Here is a 23,006-nt window from a genome sequence, read left to right as displayed (position 1 = left end):
CGCTTCAACCAACCGATTGACGAAGACTTAAAGGCGCCCTTAGTTTTAATTGTTGTATCAGATCATAAAGATGATGGATATTTAAACTTACTTTAGCACGAGTACAGGCAACGTAAAGTAATCTTAACTCTTCATCTGTAATCTTGTGTTCTAAGCCATTAATTTTAAATTGATAGTCATCTTCAATATGAACGCGGTTCCATTCTAAGCCTTTCGCTTTGTGGGCTGTAGAGATGACATAATCAGCTTGCTCAATGGGTGTAATCTTTGCAAGTGCTTTCTTTAATGGGTCAGTCCCGTGATCATCAACCAATTTAACCAAAGGTTTAATGTCACTACCTTCATTGGTTTCACAGTATTCATGAACATCATGCCATGAATTGAACCATGCTAACTCAGGAACATCGGTGACACGTTTGCCTTGTTTCAAGAGGCTTGCAGCATCTACAAAACGGTTTAGTTTTTGATGGTCTGCTTGCAAACTCACTTTATCGCCATGAACTAAACCTGCCAACAAAAGTTCCATCGCACGGGCATTGGTGCGGCATAAAATTGCATCACGCATTTTAGTGTGAGGTTTATTAACTACACTTGATTTCTGGTTCGGATTGCCAAGTAGAGGAACAGTCTCATTTAAGCCGCCCAGCAACGCATTGGCAACGTCAGCAATCGTTTCACCAAAACGAAAAGACGTGGTTAGACGAGATTCAGGTAAGGGTAATTGCTGCATAGCATTAATCGCACCACGCCATGCATAAATTTGCTGATGAGCATCGCCCACATAAATGACCTGCGTATTTTTTTGTCGAAGCAAAATACCCAGCATTAAAGGGTCGGCATCTTGTGCTTCATCAAATAACACATAATCACTAGGAATGTTCGGTTCAGATAATGCCCAAAGTTTAAGGTAAATATCATGGCCAATTCCGGCTTGATGATTCGGGTCAATCGACTCTAGCCAACGACGTTCTACAGCAGGATAAAGATGCTTTTGTAATTCGATAATATCATCTGGATGTAACCAATTCGGTGCTTGAATATGGCGAGGTGCAGGGTATTGAGAACTCGTTGAACAGAAGTAACCCACCGCATTTGCGACAAGACTTGCTAGTCGGCTTGGCATCAAGACATATTTCTCGTAACGCCCACCCATCATTCGTCGTAAAGTAATCGGTTCTAGTCGATATTCTTTAGCAATAAAACTTGGACTTAAGCGCGGTAGACGTAATTTGTCAGTTACACCACGGGGCACACTACGAAAGGCAAGTGAGTGAAAAGTACGGCAGTCGACATTGCGATGAAATTTGTTTTGGGCTTCACCAGCAATCGCTTTGTTAAAAGCCAAATACATACCGCGCCGCTCAGGCATGGCATCGCTAATCATTTGTAAAGTAGTGGTTTTACCTGTACCCGCATAGGCAATCACTTTAAATGATTGCCCAAGACGTGCGTTGTCTATGGCAATTGCTTGCTCATAGGTAGCTTTAGGTTTTTCAATATTCGACACTGAGTGATTTTATACCTTGTTGCGGTTAGCTTTTTCAACTAAACCAGATAAACCCTGACGACGAGCTAATTCGTCAATAATAAGTTGTGGATTAAGATCGAAATAACCCAACATGACAATAGTATGGAACCACAAATCCGCTGTTTCATAAACGAGATCGTTTAAGTGAGCTTCTGAATCTTGAACTGCAAAATCTTTAGCAGCAATAATGGTTTCTACACTTTCTTCGCCGACTTTTTCTAAAATTTTATTGATGCCTTTTTTATAGAGGCTGGCAACATAAGAGGTATCTGCTTCAGCTTGCTTACGCTCTTGCATCAATTGACCTAAATGAGCAAGTACATCAACTTGTTCAGTGGTGTGGGCGTGATCGTGAGCTTCTGTTTTAGCATTTTCACCGTAAATTGCAGTAGGGTCTTTTAACTGCGCATCGACAATTTCCCAACCTTGTGGGGTAAGTTTACGGTAGAAACAAGACTCACGACCTGTATGACATGCAATACCGCCGTGTTGTTCAATTTGCAACACAATGACATCGGCATCACAGTCCAGACGAATTTCATAAACTGTTTGGAAATGGCCTGATTCTTCACCCTTGTGCCAGAGTTTTTGGCGAGAGCGAGAGAAGTAAACGGCCTGATTTTTTTCCGCTGTTAGCGCGAGTGCTTCACGGTTCATCCACGCCACCATCAAAATGCGTCCGGTTTGATGATGTTGAGCAATGGTAGGGATAAGACCATTGGAATCAAATTTAACTTCATCTAACCAGTTTGACATGAGTGGAAATCCATTGAGTGGAAAGCAGCTAGTGTAGCGCTTGTGCTTAGGGTTGGCTATGCTTGTTGTATAAAAAATCAGTTATATGATTTTTCCATAAGATGGGCGTTATTAAATAATATTTTTTTATAGAATAAGACTTTTTAAATCGCTTTTTCAGCTAAAAATTAATCTCTATAATAAAATAGATTGAAAAATTACCTGCGTTCATTAAATAACTTAGGAAAATAAATTTTGGATAAAATAGAAAATTTTGCTTGTCGAGTATGTGGGCTTATACAATGTGAAGAACCATGGGGTGAAAGTGGGGAAAATCCAAACTTTGAGATTTGTGGTTGTTGTGGTGTTGAATTTGGATATGAGGATTATACTAAAGAATCTGTAAAAGCGTACCGCAAGAAATGGTTGGAGACAGGTGCTAATTGGTGGGAATTAAAAAAGAAACCTAAGAATTGGGATATTGAAAAACAATTACAAAATATCCCTGTAAATTTTAAATAACTTATAAGTTTAAGTTATTCGAAATCTCAATCAAATTTTGATCTGGGTCGCGAATATAAACTGAAAGAATAGGGTGCATTGCACCGGTACGTTCGACGGGGCCTTCTTCAATTTGAATATTTAACTGATTAAGGTGTGTAACCACTTCTGAAATTGGTGTCTCTGAAATAAAACACAGATCGGCAGATCCAGAAGTTGGATGCAATGCCTTGGGTTCAAATTCATTGCCTAGTTGATGCAAATTAATTTTTTGATGCCCAAACTTTAAAGCTTTTCTGTCACCTTTAAACGTAATGACCTCAAACCCCAATACTGTTTGATAGAAATTACAGGTGTTTTCAATATCTGCAACGGTTAAAACGAGATGATCAAGGTGGCTGATTTTCATATATAACTCGCTATTCTTTTGTGAGGTTAATAGTCGGGAAGAGATTCACTTTTTGAATTAAGTGCATTTTCTTTTTCGCAATATTGAGCAATTTTCTGATAATCAAGTTGTTGAAATGGACCTGCTTTTAAGCCAGAAACTGTGATTGCCATTTCTTTTCGAAAATAAGGGATCTGATACATCCAAGGGAACACGAGATCTCTTAAACCTCCCGCCCACCAATGGTCAGATTGATAAAGTGGTGTTAATAAGCGACTGAGGAATTGATAAAACTGAGTGGAAGAGCGGCGATGTTGATGATAGTGCTGCCAGAGGAGTGACCAGTCAATATTTTGGTTCTTTTGGGCAAATTGCAATGATTGAGAAAAAGCCCAAGCATCCAGTAAAGCCATATTTGCGCCTTGTCCCAGTTGAGGGCTCATAGCATGAGCAGCATCACCAATAACACCAATTCGGCCTTGCCCAAATTGAGTCATCACGACATCACGGTATTGGGCAGATAGCCATTTAGGTTGAATTTGATTGTTGTACAAAATCTGTTTTAACCATTCTGCTACATCAGGCCAGCGCTCTGAAACTTGGTTTAACCAAGTCTGTTTTGACTGCTCGTCTTTCAAAAATGTAGGTAATTGTGCAGTAGGTAGGCTCCAAAATACACTCGCAAGTCGTTGCTCGGGTGCAGAAGGGATTGCCCCTGTAGGTAAAATCCCCATCATGATTTTGGAGCGATCATAAAATTGATGCAGAATTTGGGGATTCAGTGCTAAACATTCAGGCACGATACTCCAAGCAGCACCCCATGGATAAGCTTGATCGACCTTTACCCATGCTTTTGGTCGCAATTGACTACGAGCGCCATTGGCAATTAAGACCGCATCAAAGCAATCATCAAACTTTTGGTTGTGATTAAAGCCAAAGACCCGAATTTCATTAGGGTGTTCTTCAAGTCTTTCAATTGTGTGGCTCATACGCCAAGTAATGTGACTTGAATATTGAGAAAGTTTTTGAGTAAGAACGTGACATAAAGTAGAACGGTGAATACCTAAACCATAAAGATTTGTTGAAGCTTCATGATAGTGGCTATTTACTAAAAGGCGTTTATCAGGAAGTTGCCCTTCTAAACCTGTGACTTTTGCACCTAGTGTTAAGGCTTCATCAAGTACACCAAGATGCTCAAATACGGCTAACCCAGCAGGCTGTAGTAAAAGACCTGCACCTACCGGAGATAATTCATCAACTTGTTCAAAAATAGTCACATTATTGCCTTCGCGGGCGAGCAAAATCGCAGTTGCTAGACCTGCTGTACCAGCACCGATAATGGCAAAATGAGATGTTTTCATTGTTTATTCTTTTGAAGTGTTTATAGGTTCAATTTAACAATGAACTTATCACTGATCTAGAAAAATTTTTTAAAATTAAATTATCGTCATAGAAAAATCCCTTGCGATTGCAAGGGATTTAAATGTTATTTCATCACTCGCCAAAGTGCTAATAAGCTACTCAGCACAATCAAAATAACCGAAACAAACCAAGGGCTAATAATCGCGATGGTTAGTAAAATCAGCATAGTACTGCCGAACATCCAACTGCGGCGTTGTTGATGTTCCATTTGCAAACGAAGTTGCTGCATTTCGCGTAACTGACGGTCTTGCCAAGCAGACTGATTTTTTAAACCATTTAAACTATCAACAATTAAGCTTGGGAAATCTTGAGCACCTAAAAGCAGGTCAGGTAGTTGCTGCCCTAACTCTTTTATATTTTTGACTGGGTTCATGTTGGCTTTGACCCATTCAGTCAAAATTGGTTTTGCCAATTTCCAGATGTCGAGTTGCGGATAAAGATCGGTCCCTAGGCCTTCGACATGCACTAAAGTCTTTAACAACAACATGAGTTGCGGTGGAATTTCTAAATGGAAGCGACGGGCAATATCCATCACTTGAATTAAGATGCCAGCAAAATCAAGTTGATCCATTGGTTTAGACACCATTGGACCAACGGTGCGACGCATTTCACGCGATAGCGCATCTTGATCTGTACCCGGTGGAATCCAGCCAGCTTGGTGCACAATTTGAATGAGCTGCATAAAGTTGCTGTTCATTACAGCAAGCAACATGCGGGCAATCGTCATCTGGTCATGCTTAGATAACTCACCCATAATTGCACAGTCGAGTGCAATAAAGCGTGGATTACTTGGGTTAATTGTTTCTACAAAGACATTGCCGGGGTGCATGTCGGCATGGAAAAAGTTATCGCGAAATACTTGCGTGAAGAAAATGGTTAATCCTTTTTCTGCAAGTTGTGCGCGGTCCATGCCAAGACGATCGAAAGTCGCCGTATCTGAAATAGGTACGCCTGTAATACGTTCTGCCACCATGACATCTTTGGTGTCCATGTAGACTTCAGGCACATACATCATGGTTGAGCCAGTAAAATAATGGCGCATACGACGGGTATTATCCGCCTCAATACTCAAGTCCAGCTCGTTCAAAATGATCTGGCGGTAGTCTTGAATAATTTCGCTTAAATGCAACGCACGAGCAGCTTCAAGGCGGCTTTCTAGTGTGTTGCCTAACCACGCCAAAATCTCAAAGTCTTGCAAAATTTGGTTGCGAATATCCGGGCGAGTCACCTTAATAACGACTTCACGACCATCGTGCAAAGCAGCAGTATGAACTTGCGCAATTGACGCCGCAGCTAATGGCTGGTCATCAAAGCGAGCAAACAAGGTATTTACGTCAGCTTTTAACGAATCTTGAATACGTTGTTTGGCAACATTGCTATCAAAAGGTTTTACCTGATCTTGAAGTAAGACCAATTGAGCGAGTATTTCAGGTGGAATCAAATCACGTCGGGTTGACAGTAATTGCCCAAGCTTAATTGCAAGCGGCCCCATCTCTTCCAAAGCTTCTTTGAGCTTTAAAGGATTTTTACGTTCACGACTAGACCATGCGGCCGGGTGCATTTTAATAACACTTAATGCACGTTGAGCTTTAACTGGTAATTCATCCGCAGGGAACAACGTATCGAGTCTATAGTGCGCTGCAATACGCCAAAGTTCGAGTAAACGTGAAACGTGCGGAATCATATACAGTCTTACCTAGTCTTGAGAGGGTTGTAGTTGTGCGTTGAGTTGCTGCAATTTAGCTTCTAGACGGTCAATGTCTTGATTAAGCTTGCGCGTTGCTTGAGTTAAATCATCCATTTCCCAGCGAGGGGCAAATAGACCGCTATCTTCTTTTAATGCATCTTCAGCAAAAAACAGATGGCTTTGAAGAGAGCGTTTTAAATGTTTTGGTGCTAGCTGAATCTTGCCAATTTCGTGGGCAAGTTGAGGACCAACCCATCTTGATAAGTGCGCAGCTAAATCTGGTTCAGCTTGTTGCATTATTTTTTGAATATCCTGTAACAGGTGATAATCACCTTGCAATGGGATATTGCCAATCTGATCTGGATCGCTGACCAATAGTTTGATCAGCTCAATGACATCTTTAACATGCAAAGTTGCTGTAGCTTCAGAAATTTTGAATTGCGCATCAAAAGGGCGTTGTTCAAAAATAGAAGGTTTTTCACTTTGCCCTGTTGCGGTAGGTTCAAGACGAACTTTTTCTTGATCAAAGAATACATCGACAGAAAGTTGTGGACTGTCGATTACGACACGCAACATTTTGCCCTGTAACTGATTAAGCTGAATGCGAGTAACCGCATCCAGATCGATCAGATGATGAATGATACGTTCGACTGCACCGAGTGCCAGAATCGACCACATATCGTTAACCCTTACAGTTTGAAGCCACGGTGAACGGCAACGATACCAGCAGTAAGGTTGTGATAGTCACAGTTCTGGAAGCCAGCATTTTCCATCATACCTTTTAAGGTGCGTTGGTCTGGATGCATACGAATTGATTCAGCCAAATACTTATAACTTTCTGAATCATTGGCAACTAATTTACCCATAATTGGTAAAGCAGTGAATGAGTAGAGATCATAAAGTTTTGAGAATGGCTCAAATACAGGCTTAGAAAATTCAAGAATAAGTAAACGACCGCCTGGCTTTAACACACGGAACATAGAAGCAAGTGCTGCATCTTTATCAGTCACGTTACGTAAGCCAAAACTAATGGTGAGTAGATCAAAGCTGTTATCTGCAAAAGGTTCTAAAGTTTCTGCATTGGCAAGTACGAAGTCGACATTGGTACAGCCTGCATCAATCAAACGGTCACGGCCTACATTGAGCATAGATTCGTTAATGTCTGAAAGAACGACATGGCCTTGAGGACCAACTTCGCGGCTGAATACTTTCGCTAAATCGCCTGTACCACCAGCAATGTCCAACACATGTTGACCACGGCGTACACCTGACATGTTAATTGCAAAGCGTTTCCAAAGGCGGTGAATACCAAATGACATCAAGTCATTCATCAAGTCATATTTGCTTGCAACCGAATGGAAAACTTCTGCAACTTTTTGAGCTTTATCTTCAGTTTTAACAGTCGAGAAACCAAAGTGTGTAGTTTCTCCCACGTTGCCAGTATTGCCAGCACCACGTGGTAAATTGTATTTCGGTACAGAACCGTTAACCGGTGTGTCAGTTAAGGTTTGTTGTAAAGTTTGTTGTTGCCCTTGAGGGATACCTTGCGGTAAAGGTGAGCTTAGGAATGGGCTAACTTTGTCTGAACTTTGTGCCTGCTCAGTTGGAGATGTTGGCTTTTGGTTTTCGTTAGACATATTGTCTCTCCTAGACTCAAACTCAAGTGAAACGGAATAAGTTCTGCATGATGACAGATTTTGTCTATTTTTACAGGCATCATCATGCAAATATAATGAATAAAATCTCAACTTCGTAAGGTTGATTTTTTCTCTGTGCCGACCTTATCACACTCTAAACGGATTCGGATGCCCTGAATGTACATTTTCAATAATCTGGCGTTCTTTTTCCGTAAAAGTCTTGATAAACGTCTCGGCTGATTTTAACGGTTTCATCGCAGTAAAACCATCTTGGATAAAATCATACATCAACTCGAAGTGATATTTTTGGGCAATACCTTTACACATTTTAAAAGCCGTGAACATCATAAATGAGCGCATATATTTATCGAGTGCTGTGCCTAAATCGTCAAGAAGAGCGAGTTGTTGATAACGAGCTTCTGCTTGATCAAGCTTGGTTAAGGTTAAGCGCATGATTTCATCGGTTAATACCGTATCAGCCGGATAATCCTCAAGAAGCTGTATCGCCACTTGTTCATCAAGCTGAGTGGCAAGCACAGCTAAACTTACCGATTTAGTTCCAGTTTTAATTGCATTCTCAGGCAATACTTTTTCGGCTTTATGTGCATATTTCAAGAGGCGTTCAATTTGTGCTGCAAGGGCATCAAACTCTGGACCACCATATAAACGATTTAAAAAATACTGTGCCATGAGTTTATGTTCAGGCAAGTTGAAAAATTCATGATGTGTATCTTTCATCCGTTCTTTTAGCCATGTTTGTACATCTTGCAAACGTTGGGCAAGCACCGGATTGTCATGATAATTAAATGTTTTATATTGTTGTAAAAGTTCATCAAAAGCAGCGAGTTTAGACATGTAAGACTCTAATATTGGGCTATTTACAAAAAATCATAAGAGGCATTGTAACCTTGTACTATGGCGAGAAGATGTAAAAAAAATGATTCATGCGTCAATTTTTATCGGGGATTTGGTCGCAATGACATAATTTGTATAGCAATTCATCATTTAACCGCATAAGTTAAAGATCATCGAAATTAAACAATAAATCATTAGAGTCGTGGACTATGAGTGAACAACAACCAAAATTTGAAATTCGAGATGAAGAACAGCTTTCGGTCGATTTGATTGAAGCACAATATGCTCTAAAAGAAAGTCGAGGGAAGCCGAATGCTAAAAGTACACTCATTTTAATGAGTGGTATTGAACTGGCTGGAAAAGGCGAGGCGGTTAAGCAGCTTCGCGAGTGGCTAGACCCAAGATATTTGCGGGTAAAAGCAGATGCACCACGTGTGCTGACAGATACAGAAGCATTTTGGCAATCTTATTCGGAGTTTATTCCTACCGAAGGTCAAATTGTGGTGATGTTTGGCAATTGGTATAGCGATTTACTTGTTACGGCAACGCATGTGTCTGAACCTTTAGATGAGGCGCGATTTGATGCTTACGTTGAAAGTATGCGGGCATTCGAACAAGATTTGAAAAATAATTATGTCGATGTGGTCAAAGTCTGGTTCGACCTTTCATGGAAATCACTCCAAAAACGTTTAGACAAAATTGACCCGTCAGAGCAGCACTGGCATAAGCTCCACGGCCTAGACTGGCGTAATAAAAAACAATATGACACTTTGCAAAAGTTACGCCGCCGTTTTACCGACGATTGGTACATTATTGATGGCGAAGATGAAACACAACGCGATCAGTTTTTTGCTCAATACCTTTTACAACACATGCGTCAACTTCCTGACCATGAAACTGAAGTTAAAGGAAAATGGCAACAAGCTAAAATTCCAGAGAGTTTATTAAAACCTTCTAATGAGCCACTTGAAAAAGCTGAATATAAAAAAGAGCTCGATAAACTCAGCAAAAAAATTGCTGATGCAATGCGTTTTGATAAACGTAATGTCGTGATTGCTTTTGAGGGGATGGATGCCGCTGGTAAAGGTGGTGCAATTAAGCGAATTGTTAAAAACCTAGATCCGCGTGAATATGATATTCACTGTATTGGAGCACCTGAACGGTACGAGGCACGACATCCTTATTTATGGCGTTTCTGGAACCGTATTAATGAGGCTGAAAAAATCACGATCTTTGATCGGACGTGGTATGGGCGTGTACTTGTTGAACGTGTTGAAGGTTTTGCTTCGCCTTTAGAGTGGCAGCGTGCTTATGACGAAATTAATCGTTTTGAAAAAGATTTATTTGATAGTCAAACGATTGTAGTAAAAATTTGGCTGGCAATTAGTAAAGATGAACAAGAGCAACGTTTTAAAGCCAGAGAAGAGACGCCTCATAAACGCTTTAAAATTACCGCAGAGGATTGGCGTAATCGTGATAAGTGGGATGATTATTTAAAAGCGGCAGCAGATATGTTTGAGCGAACCAGTACTGAATACGCACCTTGGTATATTGTTGCAACTGATGATAAATATACTGCACGTCTAGAAGTATTAAAGGCAGTTTTAAAACAGCTGAGAGCAGATTAAGCTCTCAGCCATAAGGTACCTACTAATTTACAATAGTGGTACGGCTTTTTTGCTGAATACGTTTTGCAAGATTGTAACTGTCATTCAGGTGAGTTTCTGCTATTTTTTTCATCATGAAATAGCCTAAACTTGCTGCTACAATTTGTCCGCCTAGCGGTATAAATTTAGTCACCTGTTTTGTTACGATTTTGCCCAAAAAACCATTAAATGTTTTTTTAACAGTAGTACGTGCCACTACAAAACCTGAAAATTCAAAACCGCGTTTACGTAATTCATCCCAATGAATTGTTTTAGTTTTTGGGTCGTAAACACTCACGTGCTCAGGTGCTAAGCCAAAACGGGAATTGATATCTGGAATAAGGTACGACAAAATTCCTAAATCTATCACCACGTCTAAAAACGGAATCGGTACAATTGCCGCTCCTGCTGAGACGTAAGCTCTTTTTTTGATGAGGTCACGACACTCATCGCGAATTTGTTCCAGATTTAGGCTAGGATCAATATAGTCAGGAATGTTATCAATTTTCATAATGTCTACCTGTGTAAGTTTCTTGATGGCGTCATTTAAACCAAGCGTAAGTGACACCTAAAGTTAAATTATGCTGTGTTTAAACCAACGTGACATAGTCAGATTCAGTTGTATAGTAATGAATGTTTATGATTTTGTGCATAAATTATGCAAGCAGGATATGAAATAAATGGGGATTCATGTTATTCAAAGCCAACGTATTGATGTGTTGTTGCAAGGTGTATTAGCGTCTACATCGCAAACTTCAACGCATCCTTTACAGGTTTTGAAAACACAGCATTTTGTTGTTCCAAGTCCTGCGGTTGAGCAGTGGCTAATACAGAAACTTGCAGAACAGCAAGGCATGAGTGCCAATTACCAGTTTCATCAACGGGTACGAGGTTTCCAGTGGTATGCCTATCAGCAAGTTTTAACTGCCCATAAAGAACAGGTCCGTAAAGCGAACATCCCACGTTTAATTTTTAAATGGCGGGTTCATCAGGCTTTGTATGAATTTATACAACCTGATGCAATTAGCATAGATACCTCACATCCTCTCCATTCTATTGTTCAGCGCATTTATGACAGCGCAGACCGACTTGAGCAAGGCATAGATAAACAACTAAAAAAACAAAAAATGCTGTATTGGGTCGCTGAGCAGGTTGCCGATCTATTTAGTAACTACATGATTTATCGTGGACAGTGTCAGCGTGGTTGTGAAAATAGTTGTACGTGTCCAGAGAACTGGTTGGCTGCTTGGGGGCAGGGGCGAGCGCTCGATATTGAAAAATATATTGTGCAAAAAGACGAAGAGGTTACTGCTTTTGCATTGCATCAAACTCAAGAGCTAGAACGTTGGCAGCGGTGGTTGTGGCAGCAACATTTTCATGATGACTTTTTGCAGATGCAGCAAATTGATGCGTTGTTTTGGCAAGAGATCGAACATTCAGATCGTAGTAAATGGGCTATTTCAAGATTACCTCATCAGGTGGTGATCTTTACATTATTGGATTTACCGCCAAGCCAGTTACAGTTCTTGCGCCGTTTAGGGCAATATATTGATGTGCTAATTTTGCACTATAACCCTTCGCAAGAATATTGGGCAGATAGCGTCGATCCACTGTGGAAACAGCGTTATGACTTAGGGGTGAAAGAGCGCTTTATTGCGAAAAACCCTAAGGCAACGGATGCTGAAATTAGCGATTTCTTTAATAAATTTACACTCAACTTTAATGCTGAAGCACGTGAGTCCAGACATCCACTTTTAACAAGATTGGGTAAACAAGCCCGCGACCACTTTTCGCTATTATCAAATTTATCTACGGGTGAAGAGGGTAAATGGGTTGATGCTTTTGTGGATGATTTCCCTGAAAGTTTACTCGGTAAAGTTCAGTCCGATATTTTGCATTTGGTGGAACCCCAAGCTAAGCAATATGAGCTTGCTCCAGACGATGACTCTATTCAGATCCATGTTTGCCATTCTACTTTACGTCAGCTTGAAGTGCTAAAAGAGCAATTGATTGGTTGGTTGGCCAAAGCACATGAGCAGCCGCGTCGTCCAAATGATATTTTAGTTTTAGTTCCTAATTTGACCGACATAGAGCCTTTAATTCGGAGTGTATTTCCTGCTACTGCCACTGAGCAGGGGGTGCATTTACCAGTGAAAATTGCAGGTGTTGCCTCACTCGATGCATTAAATGCTTGGCGTGCAGTGATTGGGCGTATTCAGCTGATGCAAGGGCGTTTTAGCTTTGATGATTTTGCTGACTGGTTAAGCTTGCATGCGACCCAGCAGCGTTACGAACTTGAATATGTTCAGGTTGAGCGAATTTTAAATTTACTTGCCGATGCAGGCTTTAAACGAGGGCTTGATGCAGAGCATCTCAAGCGCAGTTTATGTGAGGGTGATGACGATTATCGATATAGTTTTAAATTTGCTTTAGAGCGATTGGCTCTAGGCATTGCTGTGCCTGTACATGAAACATTTAATCAAGTGCTGAGTTATGCCAAAGTTCAACCAGGTGATTTTGAGTTGATTGGTACACTCATTCAGATTTATCAAGATTTGAATGAGCGCCGTGATTGGTTAACCCTACATGAACAGGGGCAAGTCTATACGGTTGAATATTGGCTCCAAGTACTGGGTAAAGATATTGTCGAATTTGAGCAGGTGGGTGTTGCTGCTTTAAAAGCTGTTCGGGAAATTGTCAAAAAACAAGAGCGAATGTTGACGCTCGCAAGTTATTACGCCGAGACAGAAACAGGAACTTTGCGCAAAATTACGTTGCCTCTACCTTATATTATTGAAGAAATTCAACGGACCTTAGAAAGCCAAAGTGTACAAGCGGAACCGACTGGGCAGATTACCTTTGCCCAAATTGGACATATTCGACCGCTCCCTTATCGCTTAATGGTGATGTTAAATCTTGATGCAGGGCAATTCCCAAACCGTGATACACACGTTCCATTTGATTTAATGGATGCATTGCGCCAACAGTTAGGAGACCGCTCTCGTCTTGAGGATGATCAGGGTGCTTTTTTAGATGCTTTATTATTAGCCCAAGAAAATTTATGGCTGTTTTATAACGGGTTTGATGTGAACGATGGCGAGGTGAGAGAACCTTCCAGTATTCTTCAAGAGTTCCGTGAACACCTTGCCTTGATTGTAAAAGCCGAAGACGATGTATGTGAAAATGTAGTTGTTGAAGGGATCGAGATTCCAGCTCAGTTAAAACAACTGTATCACCTTCATCACTTACAGCCTTTTGATCCGAAAGGTTTTACTGTAGAAAAAAGTGGTGTTCGTTACCAAGATCATTGGTTTAAGGTCGCTTCACAAATTCAGCAAGTCTCAGGAAACCGTCAACCTTGGGCGAATACGACCTATCCGCTGCAAGCGCCTGACATGTTGGTTTTAGATAGCCTGCAATGGATACAGGATGTGACGTTCCCCGCACGACTATATTTGAAAACTTTGGGTGTCGAAAACTTAGGAAGTGTCGGACTGCTCGACCAAAATGAACCCTTGTTACTAGATGGTTTAGGACGTTATGCGATTCGACATTTTTTACAGCAATCCGATCAACAAGCACAACCTGAGGTATTACTTGATCAATTACCTGTAGGCAAAGTCAAATATAGCGCGTGGCAGCAAGGTGTTTTTGAACAAGAGTGCCTGCTTGAACGCCTCCATCAATACGCGCCAGCAGTCACACAAACGACTCAGCGAGTTTGGCGAATTGCTAAACAGCTCCATATGAATATTACTGTTCCAAAGTCTGAAACTCAGGATTGGGTCAGTATGGAACCTTCAAGTGCTCGGGCAAAAAGACGTGCGAAAGTCTGGTTAGAATACCTACTCTGGTTGGCGTATCTTAATGAGGGAAGTGCAGGAGCTGAAAAACGCCGTATTGTGGTTTTTAGCGATCAAACCGTGATTTGTAGTGGAGTAAGTTCTGAACAGGCTCGGCAATATTTACAACCGTGGTTTAAAATCTGGCGTTATGCACAACAACAACCATTGGTTCTACCAGCTGCCTTATTATTAAAGCCACTAGAAAAAGCCAAAGCATATCAGTGGGAAACGGCAGATCAGGCAGAAAAAGCAAAACTGGATGAGAAGAGCTATGCTGAGCTGTTAAAATACTGGAATGAAACAGGGTCATTTACCACGATGGATATGACTCAAAATGAAGCTTGCAAGCTGCATAAAGACTGGAGCTTTATTTTACAAGAACAAGATGCACAAGCTTTACTTCAACATGCTTGTGATGAGTTTGCGTATGATCTGTACCATCCAGTTTTTCAATTTCAACATTCGGAGTAAGACATGAACTCAAGAGTACAGGTGTCTTATCAACCTATTATTGATATTGATTTTAGTGGATTACACTTAATTGAAGCTTCAGCAGGTACAGGAAAAACTTATACTTTATCGAGCCTGATGGTCCGTATTTTTCTTGAAAAGTACTTGCCTCGACAAGTCATTGCGACCACGTTTACCCGTGCTGCTGCTGCCGAATTAAAAACTCGTATTCGTGCCCGTTTGGTCGAAACGTATCGTTATTTAGAGACGAAGCGCTGTTTTACAGAACACGAATTAATTACGCAGGCCGAGCAAGAGCCTGACTTATTACTCCAACATATTTTAAAAAGCTTTGCGACGCGAATTGCCTATGCGTGTGAGCGTTTAAAATTAGTTATAGATCAGTTCGATGAGCTATTTGTAGGGACACTCGATAGCTTTAGCCAAAAACTATTACGTGAGTTTGCTTTTGAGAGTGGCAAAATTGAACGCGCTCAAATTACCGATGACGCTAAAACTTATAGCCGACAACTCATTCATGATGTACTACGTGAGTGGATACAGTCTCAACCTCAAACCGTAATTGATGCCTTATATCTGGCAGGTGAACTTAAGAGCGTCGATAGTTTTGTCAAACTCGTCGAAGACTCACTTAATTTTAGTTCGGCTCATTTTAAGCTTCCTGAAAAACCCACTATTCAGTTTGAGCAACTTGCGCAGCTCAAACAGTTGGCGACAGAAATTGACTTAAGCCTTTTAGAGCACTATTACCAGCTTGATGGCGAACACTATAAGCATGTGAGCGGTACGGTATTTCGAAACGGCGCTTTTAATAAATTATTTAGTGAATGTTTACCGCAGCTCCTGCAAGTTTTAACGCAAAGCGACAGTATTTTAGTTTTTGATGGGTCGCTATCAGCACAGCGTGAACTTATTTTTAAATTTTTAGGTCAAATTGCCGATCAGAAAGTTTTTAAAAAATGTCCGGCCGAAATTTCAGATGGGTTTTATCAGCACACTACAGTTCAGCAAATACAGCAACTCTTTGGCGTGCTTAAAAACTATGCTGAGCAGTTCGACCAGCTTCATATTTATTTGAAGGCCTATTTGTGTGTCGAAGTTAAAAAAAGACTACCGCAGGTTTTACAAAATAAAGGCGAAACGACCTTTTCTCAGCAAATCCGTACACTGTCTGATGCTTTAAAGGGCGAGCAGGGGCAACGTTTTGCGGTATTTGTTCAGGCTCGCTATCCCTTAATTTTGGTCGATGAGTTTCAGGACACTAACCAAGATCAAGACGACATGCTCGCCAGTATCTGGCGTCATCCGCAGCGCTACCAAAAAGGCTGCATGATTATGGTGGGTGACCGTAAACAGGCGATTTACGGTTTCCGTGGTGGGGATATGCTCACCTTCCTAAATGCCTATAAAGATATTCAAGCCAAACATGGCCGCGAATATAAGTTAATTCATAACCATCGTTCCGTTGCTGATTTGGTTGAAGTAGTTGATGCCTTATTTCAACGACAAATTGATTTCGGTGAACAGGTTCAATATGACCCAATTCGAGCAGGAACTCGGCCTCATCCTGTACTGATCGAGCACAACAATCATAATTTTCATCCTTTACGCTGGCTGATGCTTAAAGATAAAGAAACAGAGGCTCAGCAAGTTGCATGGAAGATTCGAGATCTACTCAATCGTTCTCATGAGGGTCATTTATATTTTCAAAAAGACTCTCAGATTCAAGTCTTAAACGAAGATGATATTGCAGTATTGTCCCGTAATCATGATGGGCTTGATAAAGTTCAATATGAGCTAGAGCGTTTAGGCATTCGGGTTAATCGCCCATCGAAACGAAGTGTTTTTGATTGCACGATTGCTCAAGACGTCGGTGCTTTATTGACAGCAATACTTCACCCTTACGATGAGGCAAAAGTGAAACGGGCCTTAATTAGCCGCCTGTTTGCTATGGATTTGAAGCAATTGTTGCAACTTGAGCAGACAGCAGAAGGCTTAAGCCAGTTCATGACTGGTTTTGATAGCATTAGAGAGCTGTGGTCTAGTCAGGGCTTTTTAGTTGCATGGCAACAATGTTTAAGCCAGTTTGATATCTGGCAAAATTTGGTGGCTGCTCAAAGTAAAGATAATGAACGGGTTGTGGTGAACTTGCGTCATTTGACTGAAATTTTGAGTCAGCACAGCGAGAAATACTCAGGCGCGCAAAACCTCTATCATTGGTATCTCAAACAGTTGCGTTCCCCTCTTGACCGTGATTGGGAGCTAGAACGTAAATTGTCGAGAGAAGCTGGTGTTCAGCTCATGACAATTCACCAGTCAAAAGGACTGGAATTTAAGATTGTTTTCTTATTAGGTGCAGACAAGCCGTTTCGAGAAAATAACAAAACTCTGAATTTTTCGACCCAAGATGTAGTCCAACCAGACTCAAGCCAGACCTTGACTCAACGAGTCGTTGCGATTGCTGACAAGACATATTTGAATGAAATTGAACTTAAACAACACGAAGAGCGGGCATTAGCTGAACAGAATCGCCTTTGGTATGTGGCTCTAACGCGAGCAAGCCATCGCGTCTATGCACTTTTACAAGATGCTGATGGTAAATCGGTTTCAGGCTTAGCTTTCTGGAAAAATAGGAATGAGCCTTTTCAGCACCATTGCTGTACAGATGAAATGGTTTTGGAGCAGATGCCTCAAGCAATTCATTTAGCTAAGCAAACCAGTATTATTGAACTAGAAGCACAACGCTTTCCTGAGCAACGTTTTTATTCTCGTGGTAAAACCAGTTTCAGTTACTTGGCGCAGCATTTAAAACATAAGGTTGGCACAGATTTATTGGCGAGTCAGAGCAATGATGTTGTATTAGCAGAAGATGAGCTGGACTTGGTCAACACTGTTGAAACAATCAGTGCTCAGCCGATTGACTGGATAAAGAATAATTTTCCGCGAGGAACGCTTGCTGGTAATTTCCTGCATGAAATTTTTGAGCATATCGATTTTCAATGTTCAGATGACTGGGTCATAGAAATACGTCGTCGTTTTAAAAATGACTATAGTAGTCTTTGGCTAGATTTACTCAGTACATATAAAGAGAGCTTCCCAGAGGAAGAAGACGCCGAGAATCTGCTTTATCAGTCAGTTGCACAGTGGTTGCAAGATGTTTTACGAACGCCACTCTATCAGGGCTTCCGATTGAACCAACTTCAACCAGAGCAGCATTTGTCAGAGTTTCCTTTTTATTTGGCATTATCAGATCGGGTTTTAGCCATGACTCGTGTTCAGCAACTCTTTGCTGAATATGGTCTGAATATGCCGGAGTTACTTGAAGCCCGTTCAGCCCGTTATCTCAATGGTTCTATCGATTTGGTTTATTTTGATGGACAGCGCTATCACATTGCCGATTATAAAAGTAATTATTTAGGAGAGGATCTTGCTGATTATCGTAGCGATAACATTGCACAAAGCATGTCTTTAGCAAGTTACTGGCTACAGGCAGGTCTATACTTGGTGGCATTACATCGCTATTTGCAAGTCAAAATGCAGGATTACCAAATTGAGCAACATTTAGGGGGGGCGACTTATCTTTATTTGCGTGGCATGAATGGTGAAGCAGAGCAGGGGTATTATTACTGGCAACCTAGTATTGAGTTTATTCTGCGTCTTGATGCCATTTTGGGGTATTTTGCTGAGGATAAAATCGCATGAAAAATGCTGATAAGTTAGGTAATTTTAAGATTAACAAATACTTGACATGTGGATAAGCCTGTCTATAACCATGTGGACAAGCGTGTGGAAAACTAGGTGGATAAGTGTGTGGACAATCTAAATAGCCCTGAACAAGCCGATTTAAGCTGGTTAACAACGTGGAGTAACTTCTTAAATCAGGCTCCATTTACTGAGCAATCACAAGTGCCAGATACCGCTTCTTATTTGCAGCAGCTTATCGAAGCTAGCTTGCAAGGTGATAGCTGTATCGATGTCAGTCCAGAGCAAATTGCAGCACTTGGTCAACTTGCTATATCAGCCGATCAAGCGACTTCAAAAGTTGCACCATGCGTCTACGATGAGCAGGGGTTGGCATTATACCGATATTGGCACCTAGAGCAACGCCTTGCAGAACAAATTTGTCGATTAAAGCAACAATTAATTCAGCCTGTATCTTGTGATGACTATATAAGCCTACTTACAGACCCTCATCAGCAGGCAGCTTTACAAATGGTTGCTCGGCAGAGCCTGAGTATTATTACGGGTGGGCCGGGTACAGGTAAGACCTATACACTTGCACGTATTATTGCTGTGCTTAGCCAAGCAATTCCGCATATTCGTGTGGCGATGGCTGCTCCAACGGGTAAAGCAGCACAGCGCATGCAAGAGGCCTTACAGAACTCGTTTAATGACTCTAAATTGCTTGAGTCTGGATTAATGAGTGAAGAGCTCAGAAATCAGGGAACACAAACGATTCATCGGTTATTGGGAATGGGGCATAGCCAAACACCACGGTTTAATCAAAAACAACCGCTTCCTTACGATGTGATTGTGGTGGATGAGGCTTCCATGCTGGATTTAAATCTGGCAACTCTTCTGTTTGAGGCTGTGCCAGAGTCTTGTCGAATTATTTTATTAGGAGATGCAAATCAGCTCGCTTCCGTTGATGTAGGTGCAGTACTTGCTGACTTGCAACAAATACAGGTACTAGCCGACAACAGAGTACAATTACAAACCAGTCGTCGTTTTGCTGAAGGGGCGTTGATTGGGCAAGTTGCTAAATTTATTCAGGCGCAAACCTATCAACAAAATCATGAAGTGGTTTTGCAGCAATTTGAGATTGATATTGTTGAGGTTTCTGAATTAAAGCCTATAGTTTTACAAAATGACATGCCAGATGTAGTTCAGCTTGAGTATTTACCGGAAGGGAATCACACAGAAGTCGAAATTTATTATCAGAAACTCATGTTAGGTTTCCAAGGCTATGTAAAGAGTCTAAAAAACTATTTAAAAGAAGAACGCTCGATTGAACAGGTTCAAAACGTAGTAAGAGCATTCGATGACTACCGTATTTTAACGGCGGTCCATCATGGCCCATTTGGCTTACAACAGTTAAACCAGTATGCGCAGCGCTGGTTACAACAACAGTTATCAATAGTTACAGTGGGTGGATGGTATGTAGGTCGTCCGGTGATGATGACTTATAACGACTATCAACTTGGTATTTCAAATGGAGACATTGGTTTATGTTTTGAACATAGAACTCAGCCTCAGCAGTTTGAAGTATATTTTCCAAGTTTAAATAAATGGGTGGCGGCAAACCGGTTACCTAAAAGTATCCAAAGTGCATTCGCTTTAACAATTCATAAGTCGCAAGGGTCTGAATTTACACACACTGCTGTGGTTCTTGATCGGGCTGCAAAGAACTTATTAAGCCAAGAGCTCATTTACACTGCGATTACACGAGCTAAAAAAGTAGTGAGTCTTTTGGTTCATCCAGAAGCTTTAGTTCAGGCATTTACAGTTCGTACTACACGAAAAAGTGGTTTAGTTCAGAAAGTTAATCGGTTAGTTCGTTAAGACAAACTTAATATTTTTACCCTTGTAAGAAAAAGCTTACATAGATTCGAGATATTTGCTGCTAGAGTACACCCCACGTTTTTGAGATTATAAACACACAACGAGCTTGGCACGGAATGTCGGGCAAAATCGCACAATAATAATAGCTTAAGTCGAGAGACTGCGAACTTACAATGACGTAGGTGTATAAAGAGGAAACTTACAGCCGCTAAGCCTTGTAGTTTTGGGAGAGACTACAGGGCTTTTTTATATTCACGTTTTAATTTACTTCTAAAAAATTATCAAAAAAGATCTGTTTTAGACCTCTATTTAGTATGTTTTCTTTTAAAAATTTATATCAATAATATCAATATATTTATCTGTAATATGATTTTTGAGCAGCCATTTTTCCTGTGAATTGTTAAGTTATATGTTATACAGAACTGTACGTTAAATGTTAAAAATGGTTATTTACTAAATATTATACAGACCTGTACGTTTTTACTTACATGATGATAAGAAAAATACTACTTTTCTTCATAATTGGATGTGTCACAATACATCACATAAGGAAATAGAAACAAAGACACTGGAAGTGAGTTAAAACAACAAGAAGGATGTGACTAGCATCTCACCAACGATAATAAAAACAGAAATAACACGATAAACAAAAACTACAGCGCAAAAAACCCAAGCAGAAATGCTTGGGTTTTTTATTTGCTTTTACACTAAGTTAGTTTCGTGTGAATCACTACCAAACAAAGATCGGCGCTGATCTCTAGGAATGCGTGGGCATTGTGTCGAAATCTGATAAAGCACGTTGGCTAAAGCAGGAAGGTGGGTTCCCACGACAGATTTGCCCGTTGTTAACAGAGACACACTAATATCTCTTTCAGGGTCGGCCCAACATAAAATATTAGAGAACCCTAAATGACCAAAAGCTTGTCCTGTCATTGGACCAAAAAGACCTACAGGGTTACTACCTAACATTGGTCCTAAGGCATAGCGCATTGGAATTAATAAAGTACGATCAATGTTAACGCCTGTAGTCGGCAGTGTTGCCCTGAAAATCGTTTTCTCACTGAAGATTTGCTGACCGCCATAGCTTCCTCCACTTAAAAGCATTTCAAAGAAACGTCCAGCTTGTTCTGCACTGGTATAGATGTTTCCGGCTGGGCAAATTGTGTCCATAAAACGGTTGTCGTTAGTGACATCAACTGCAAGTTGTAACCCTCCACCTAATACATGGTTCAGGTAGTGGTCGGTACCAAGGCGAGGGTGTAGACCCGTTGCACAGTTTAAAGCAACCTCTGAGCGGTACTCTGGTTTTAAACCATAGTTGAAATAAGGCATTCCCATCGGTTTTTCGATAGTTTGATGCACAAATTCACGTAAATCTTGCCCAGTCACCCGCTCAATCACTTCTCCTAAAATATAACCCGCTGTAACAGCATGATAGGCAAGGTGGTTACCAGCAGGGGATACAGGCTTGGCAGCATATAAACGTTTTAAAATTTGATCTTTATCGAAGAGTAATTCGGGTGTGACATCGCCGTCTATATAGGGAATGCCGCCACGATGTGCTAATAAATGAAAGATAGTCGCACGGCGTTTACCATTTACGCCATATTCCGGAATATAGTAGCTCACAGGATCAAGCAAATTGATTTCGCCTTTTTCATCTAATAGATGAATTAACATGGCGGTGATCATCTTTGATGCTGAAAACAGGCAAACAGGTGTATCTGGAGTCGCAATCAAAGCATTCTCTTGTAGTCCTGCTGGAGAGTTCCCCTGAGCATATCCAATGCTTCTGTCCAGTAGAACTTTACCTTGTCGACGTAGACAAAAAGTAATGAGTGGATAATTTCCGGTTTTATATAATGCTTCTACACTGTTCCAGATTTTTTGAATCTGGCGTTCAGTCATTCCACCCTGTTCAGCAGCAACCTCATCTTTACGACGAATAACTTGCTCAATATTGTCCGGTACTGGACAAGTGTTAGTTGAAAAAATTTTCACACGTCCCTCGCGCTTCTTTCTTTTTATTCAAGGGTAGTGTGCAGGGTTAATATGCTCATGTCAGTGTCTAAAATGACAAGTTACTGAAAACTATTTTGCAATCCACCTATAGATACCTTAAAATAGGCGACTTGCTGTAGTGATGCACGGCAGTCAGTTGCCTCAACTGATTCATATCGTTTACTTTTTTTAAGCATCTCGGAGAAATCGAATGGCTTTAACTAATGCAGACCGCGCAGAGATCATTGCTAAATTTGCTCGCGCTGAAAATGACACTGGTTCACCAGAAGTACAAGTAGCTTTATTGACTGCTCAAATCAATGATTTACAAGGTCACTTTAAAGCTCACAAACACGACCATCATAGCCGTCGTGGTTTGATTCGTATGGTTAACCAACGTCGTAAATTGCTTGACTATTTAAATGGTAAAGACCACGGTCGTTACACTGCTTTGATCGGTGCTTTAGGTTTACGTCGTTAATTCGATTTTCACTTTGTTTTCGCTATTTCGCATGTCGCAATGCTTTATCGCTGAAAAGAGAGTTTCACTTAATTTTAGATTAAGTGATTTTTAGAAGGGGCGCTTGTGCGCTCCTTCTTTGCGTTTAACTTTTAACATTATTTAAAATTTTTGGCCTAGTGTGATGGCTTCTAAGCTTTGTCATTTATCTACCAATCGGTGTAGTCTGAATGCCAAACCTTAGGGGTCTCACTAGAATAAAATTAGG

16 protein-coding genes are annotated in these 23,006 nt (G+C 40.8%); 6 read left to right on the top strand and 10 right to left on the bottom strand.

Features of this window, described 5'->3' with window-relative positions:
• Positions 1–4: 4 nt before the first annotated feature.
• A complete protein-coding gene (locus tag ASF86_RS14435; RefSeq protein ID WP_004640865.1) occupies positions 5–1,507 on the bottom strand; it encodes a UvrD-helicase domain-containing protein in 1,503 nt (500 codons plus the stop codon).
• 9 nt (positions 1,508–1,516) lie between these two features.
• Complete coding sequence (gene hisIE / locus ASF86_RS14430) at positions 1,517–2,284, bottom strand: bifunctional phosphoribosyl-AMP cyclohydrolase/phosphoribosyl-ATP diphosphatase HisIE (protein WP_017391368.1); 768 nt, start codon at positions 2,282–2,284, stop codon at positions 1,517–1,519.
• A gap of 234 nt (positions 2,285–2,518) precedes the next feature.
• On the opposite strand from hisIE, the gene ASF86_RS14425 reads away from it, so the two are divergent.
• The gene (locus ASF86_RS14425; RefSeq protein WP_017391367.1) at positions 2,519–2,785 is read left to right on the top strand and encodes a hypothetical protein; all 267 of its coding nucleotides are present in this window, start codon (positions 2,519–2,521) and stop codon (positions 2,783–2,785) included.
• 1 nt (position 2,786) lies between these two features.
• On the opposite strand, the gene ASF86_RS14420 is transcribed toward ASF86_RS14425, so the two are convergent.
• From ASF86_RS14420 to ASF86_RS14395, 6 genes are all read right to left on the bottom strand, one after another.
• Positions 2,787–3,173 carry a VOC family protein gene (locus tag ASF86_RS14420; protein WP_017391366.1) on the bottom strand — a complete coding sequence of 129 codons (387 nt, stop codon included), beginning with the start codon at positions 3,171–3,173 and terminating at the stop codon, positions 2,787–2,789.
• Positions 3,174–3,199: 26 nt separating this feature from the next.
• On the bottom strand, positions 3,200–4,513 hold the full coding sequence (locus ASF86_RS14415) for an FAD-dependent oxidoreductase (protein WP_056483113.1): 1,314 nt from the start codon (positions 4,511–4,513) through the stop codon (positions 3,200–3,202).
• A 125-nt stretch (positions 4,514–4,638) separates the two neighbouring features.
• Complete coding sequence (locus tag ASF86_RS14410) at positions 4,639–6,258, bottom strand: ABC1 kinase family protein (protein WP_003654608.1); 1,620 nt, start codon at positions 6,256–6,258, stop codon at positions 4,639–4,641.
• Between the two features lie 12 nt (positions 6,259–6,270).
• Entirely contained in the window at positions 6,271–6,939 is a 669-nt protein-coding gene (locus ASF86_RS14405) for an SCP2 domain-containing protein (RefSeq protein WP_056483110.1), read from the bottom strand.
• 11 nt (positions 6,940–6,950) lie between these two features.
• On the bottom strand, positions 6,951–7,898 hold the full coding sequence (gene ubiE, locus ASF86_RS14400) for a bifunctional demethylmenaquinone methyltransferase/2-methoxy-6-polyprenyl-1,4-benzoquinol methylase UbiE (protein WP_056483107.1): 948 nt from the start codon (positions 7,896–7,898) through the stop codon (positions 6,951–6,953).
• 147 nt (positions 7,899–8,045) lie between these two features.
• Entirely contained in the window at positions 8,046–8,753 is a 708-nt protein-coding gene (locus tag ASF86_RS14395; protein ID WP_005037154.1) for an FFLEELY motif protein, read from the bottom strand.
• A gap of 209 nt (positions 8,754–8,962) precedes the next feature.
• Between ASF86_RS14395 and ASF86_RS14390 the strand changes: the two genes are divergently transcribed.
• A complete protein-coding gene (locus ASF86_RS14390; RefSeq protein WP_004640882.1) occupies positions 8,963–10,381 on the top strand; it encodes a hypothetical protein in 1,419 nt (472 codons plus the stop codon).
• Positions 10,382–10,403: 22 nt separating this feature from the next.
• On the opposite strand, the gene ASF86_RS14385 is transcribed toward ASF86_RS14390, so the two are convergent.
• On the bottom strand, positions 10,404–10,910 hold the full coding sequence (locus ASF86_RS14385) for a hypothetical protein (RefSeq protein ID WP_056483103.1): 507 nt from the start codon (positions 10,908–10,910) through the stop codon (positions 10,404–10,406).
• 169 nt (positions 10,911–11,079) lie between these two features.
• Here ASF86_RS14385 and ASF86_RS14380 point away from each other — a divergent pair, with 169 nt between their 5' ends.
• The 3 genes from ASF86_RS14380 to recD all read left to right on the top strand — a co-directional run bounded on the left by ASF86_RS14380 (position 11,080) and on the right by recD (position 20,277).
• Positions 11,080–14,715 carry an exodeoxyribonuclease V subunit gamma gene (locus ASF86_RS14380; protein ID WP_056483100.1) on the top strand — a complete coding sequence of 1,212 codons (3,636 nt, stop codon included), beginning with the start codon at positions 11,080–11,082 and terminating at the stop codon, positions 14,713–14,715.
• Between the two features lie 3 nt (positions 14,716–14,718).
• Positions 14,719–18,417 carry a UvrD-helicase domain-containing protein gene (locus tag ASF86_RS14375; protein ID WP_056483096.1) on the top strand — a complete coding sequence of 1,233 codons (3,699 nt, stop codon included), beginning with the start codon at positions 14,719–14,721 and terminating at the stop codon, positions 18,415–18,417.
• A 108-nt stretch (positions 18,418–18,525) separates the two neighbouring features.
• Positions 18,526–20,277 (top strand): exodeoxyribonuclease V subunit alpha, encoded by a 1,752-nt coding sequence (gene recD / locus ASF86_RS14370; protein ID WP_056483093.1) that lies wholly within the window; start codon positions 18,526–18,528, stop codon positions 20,275–20,277.
• 702 nt (positions 20,278–20,979) lie between these two features.
• Here recD and ASF86_RS14365 read toward each other — a convergent pair.
• Entirely contained in the window at positions 20,980–22,278 is a 1,299-nt protein-coding gene (locus ASF86_RS14365) for a serine hydrolase domain-containing protein (RefSeq protein WP_056483090.1), read from the bottom strand.
• Between the two features lie 211 nt (positions 22,279–22,489).
• Here ASF86_RS14365 and rpsO point away from each other — a divergent pair, with 211 nt between their 5' ends.
• The gene (rpsO, locus tag ASF86_RS14360; RefSeq protein WP_002114951.1) at positions 22,490–22,759 is read left to right on the top strand and encodes a 30S ribosomal protein S15; all 270 of its coding nucleotides are present in this window, start codon (positions 22,490–22,492) and stop codon (positions 22,757–22,759) included.
• The last annotated feature ends 247 nt before the right edge of the window (positions 22,760–23,006 follow it).

This window comes from Acinetobacter sp. Leaf130 (assembly GCF_001423205.1).
In the GTDB taxonomy this organism is placed as follows: Bacteria; Pseudomonadota; Gammaproteobacteria; order Pseudomonadales; family Moraxellaceae; genus Acinetobacter; species Acinetobacter calcoaceticus.
Note: the sequence above shows the minus strand (reverse complement) of the source record. Positions and strands in the feature narration are given on the sequence as shown.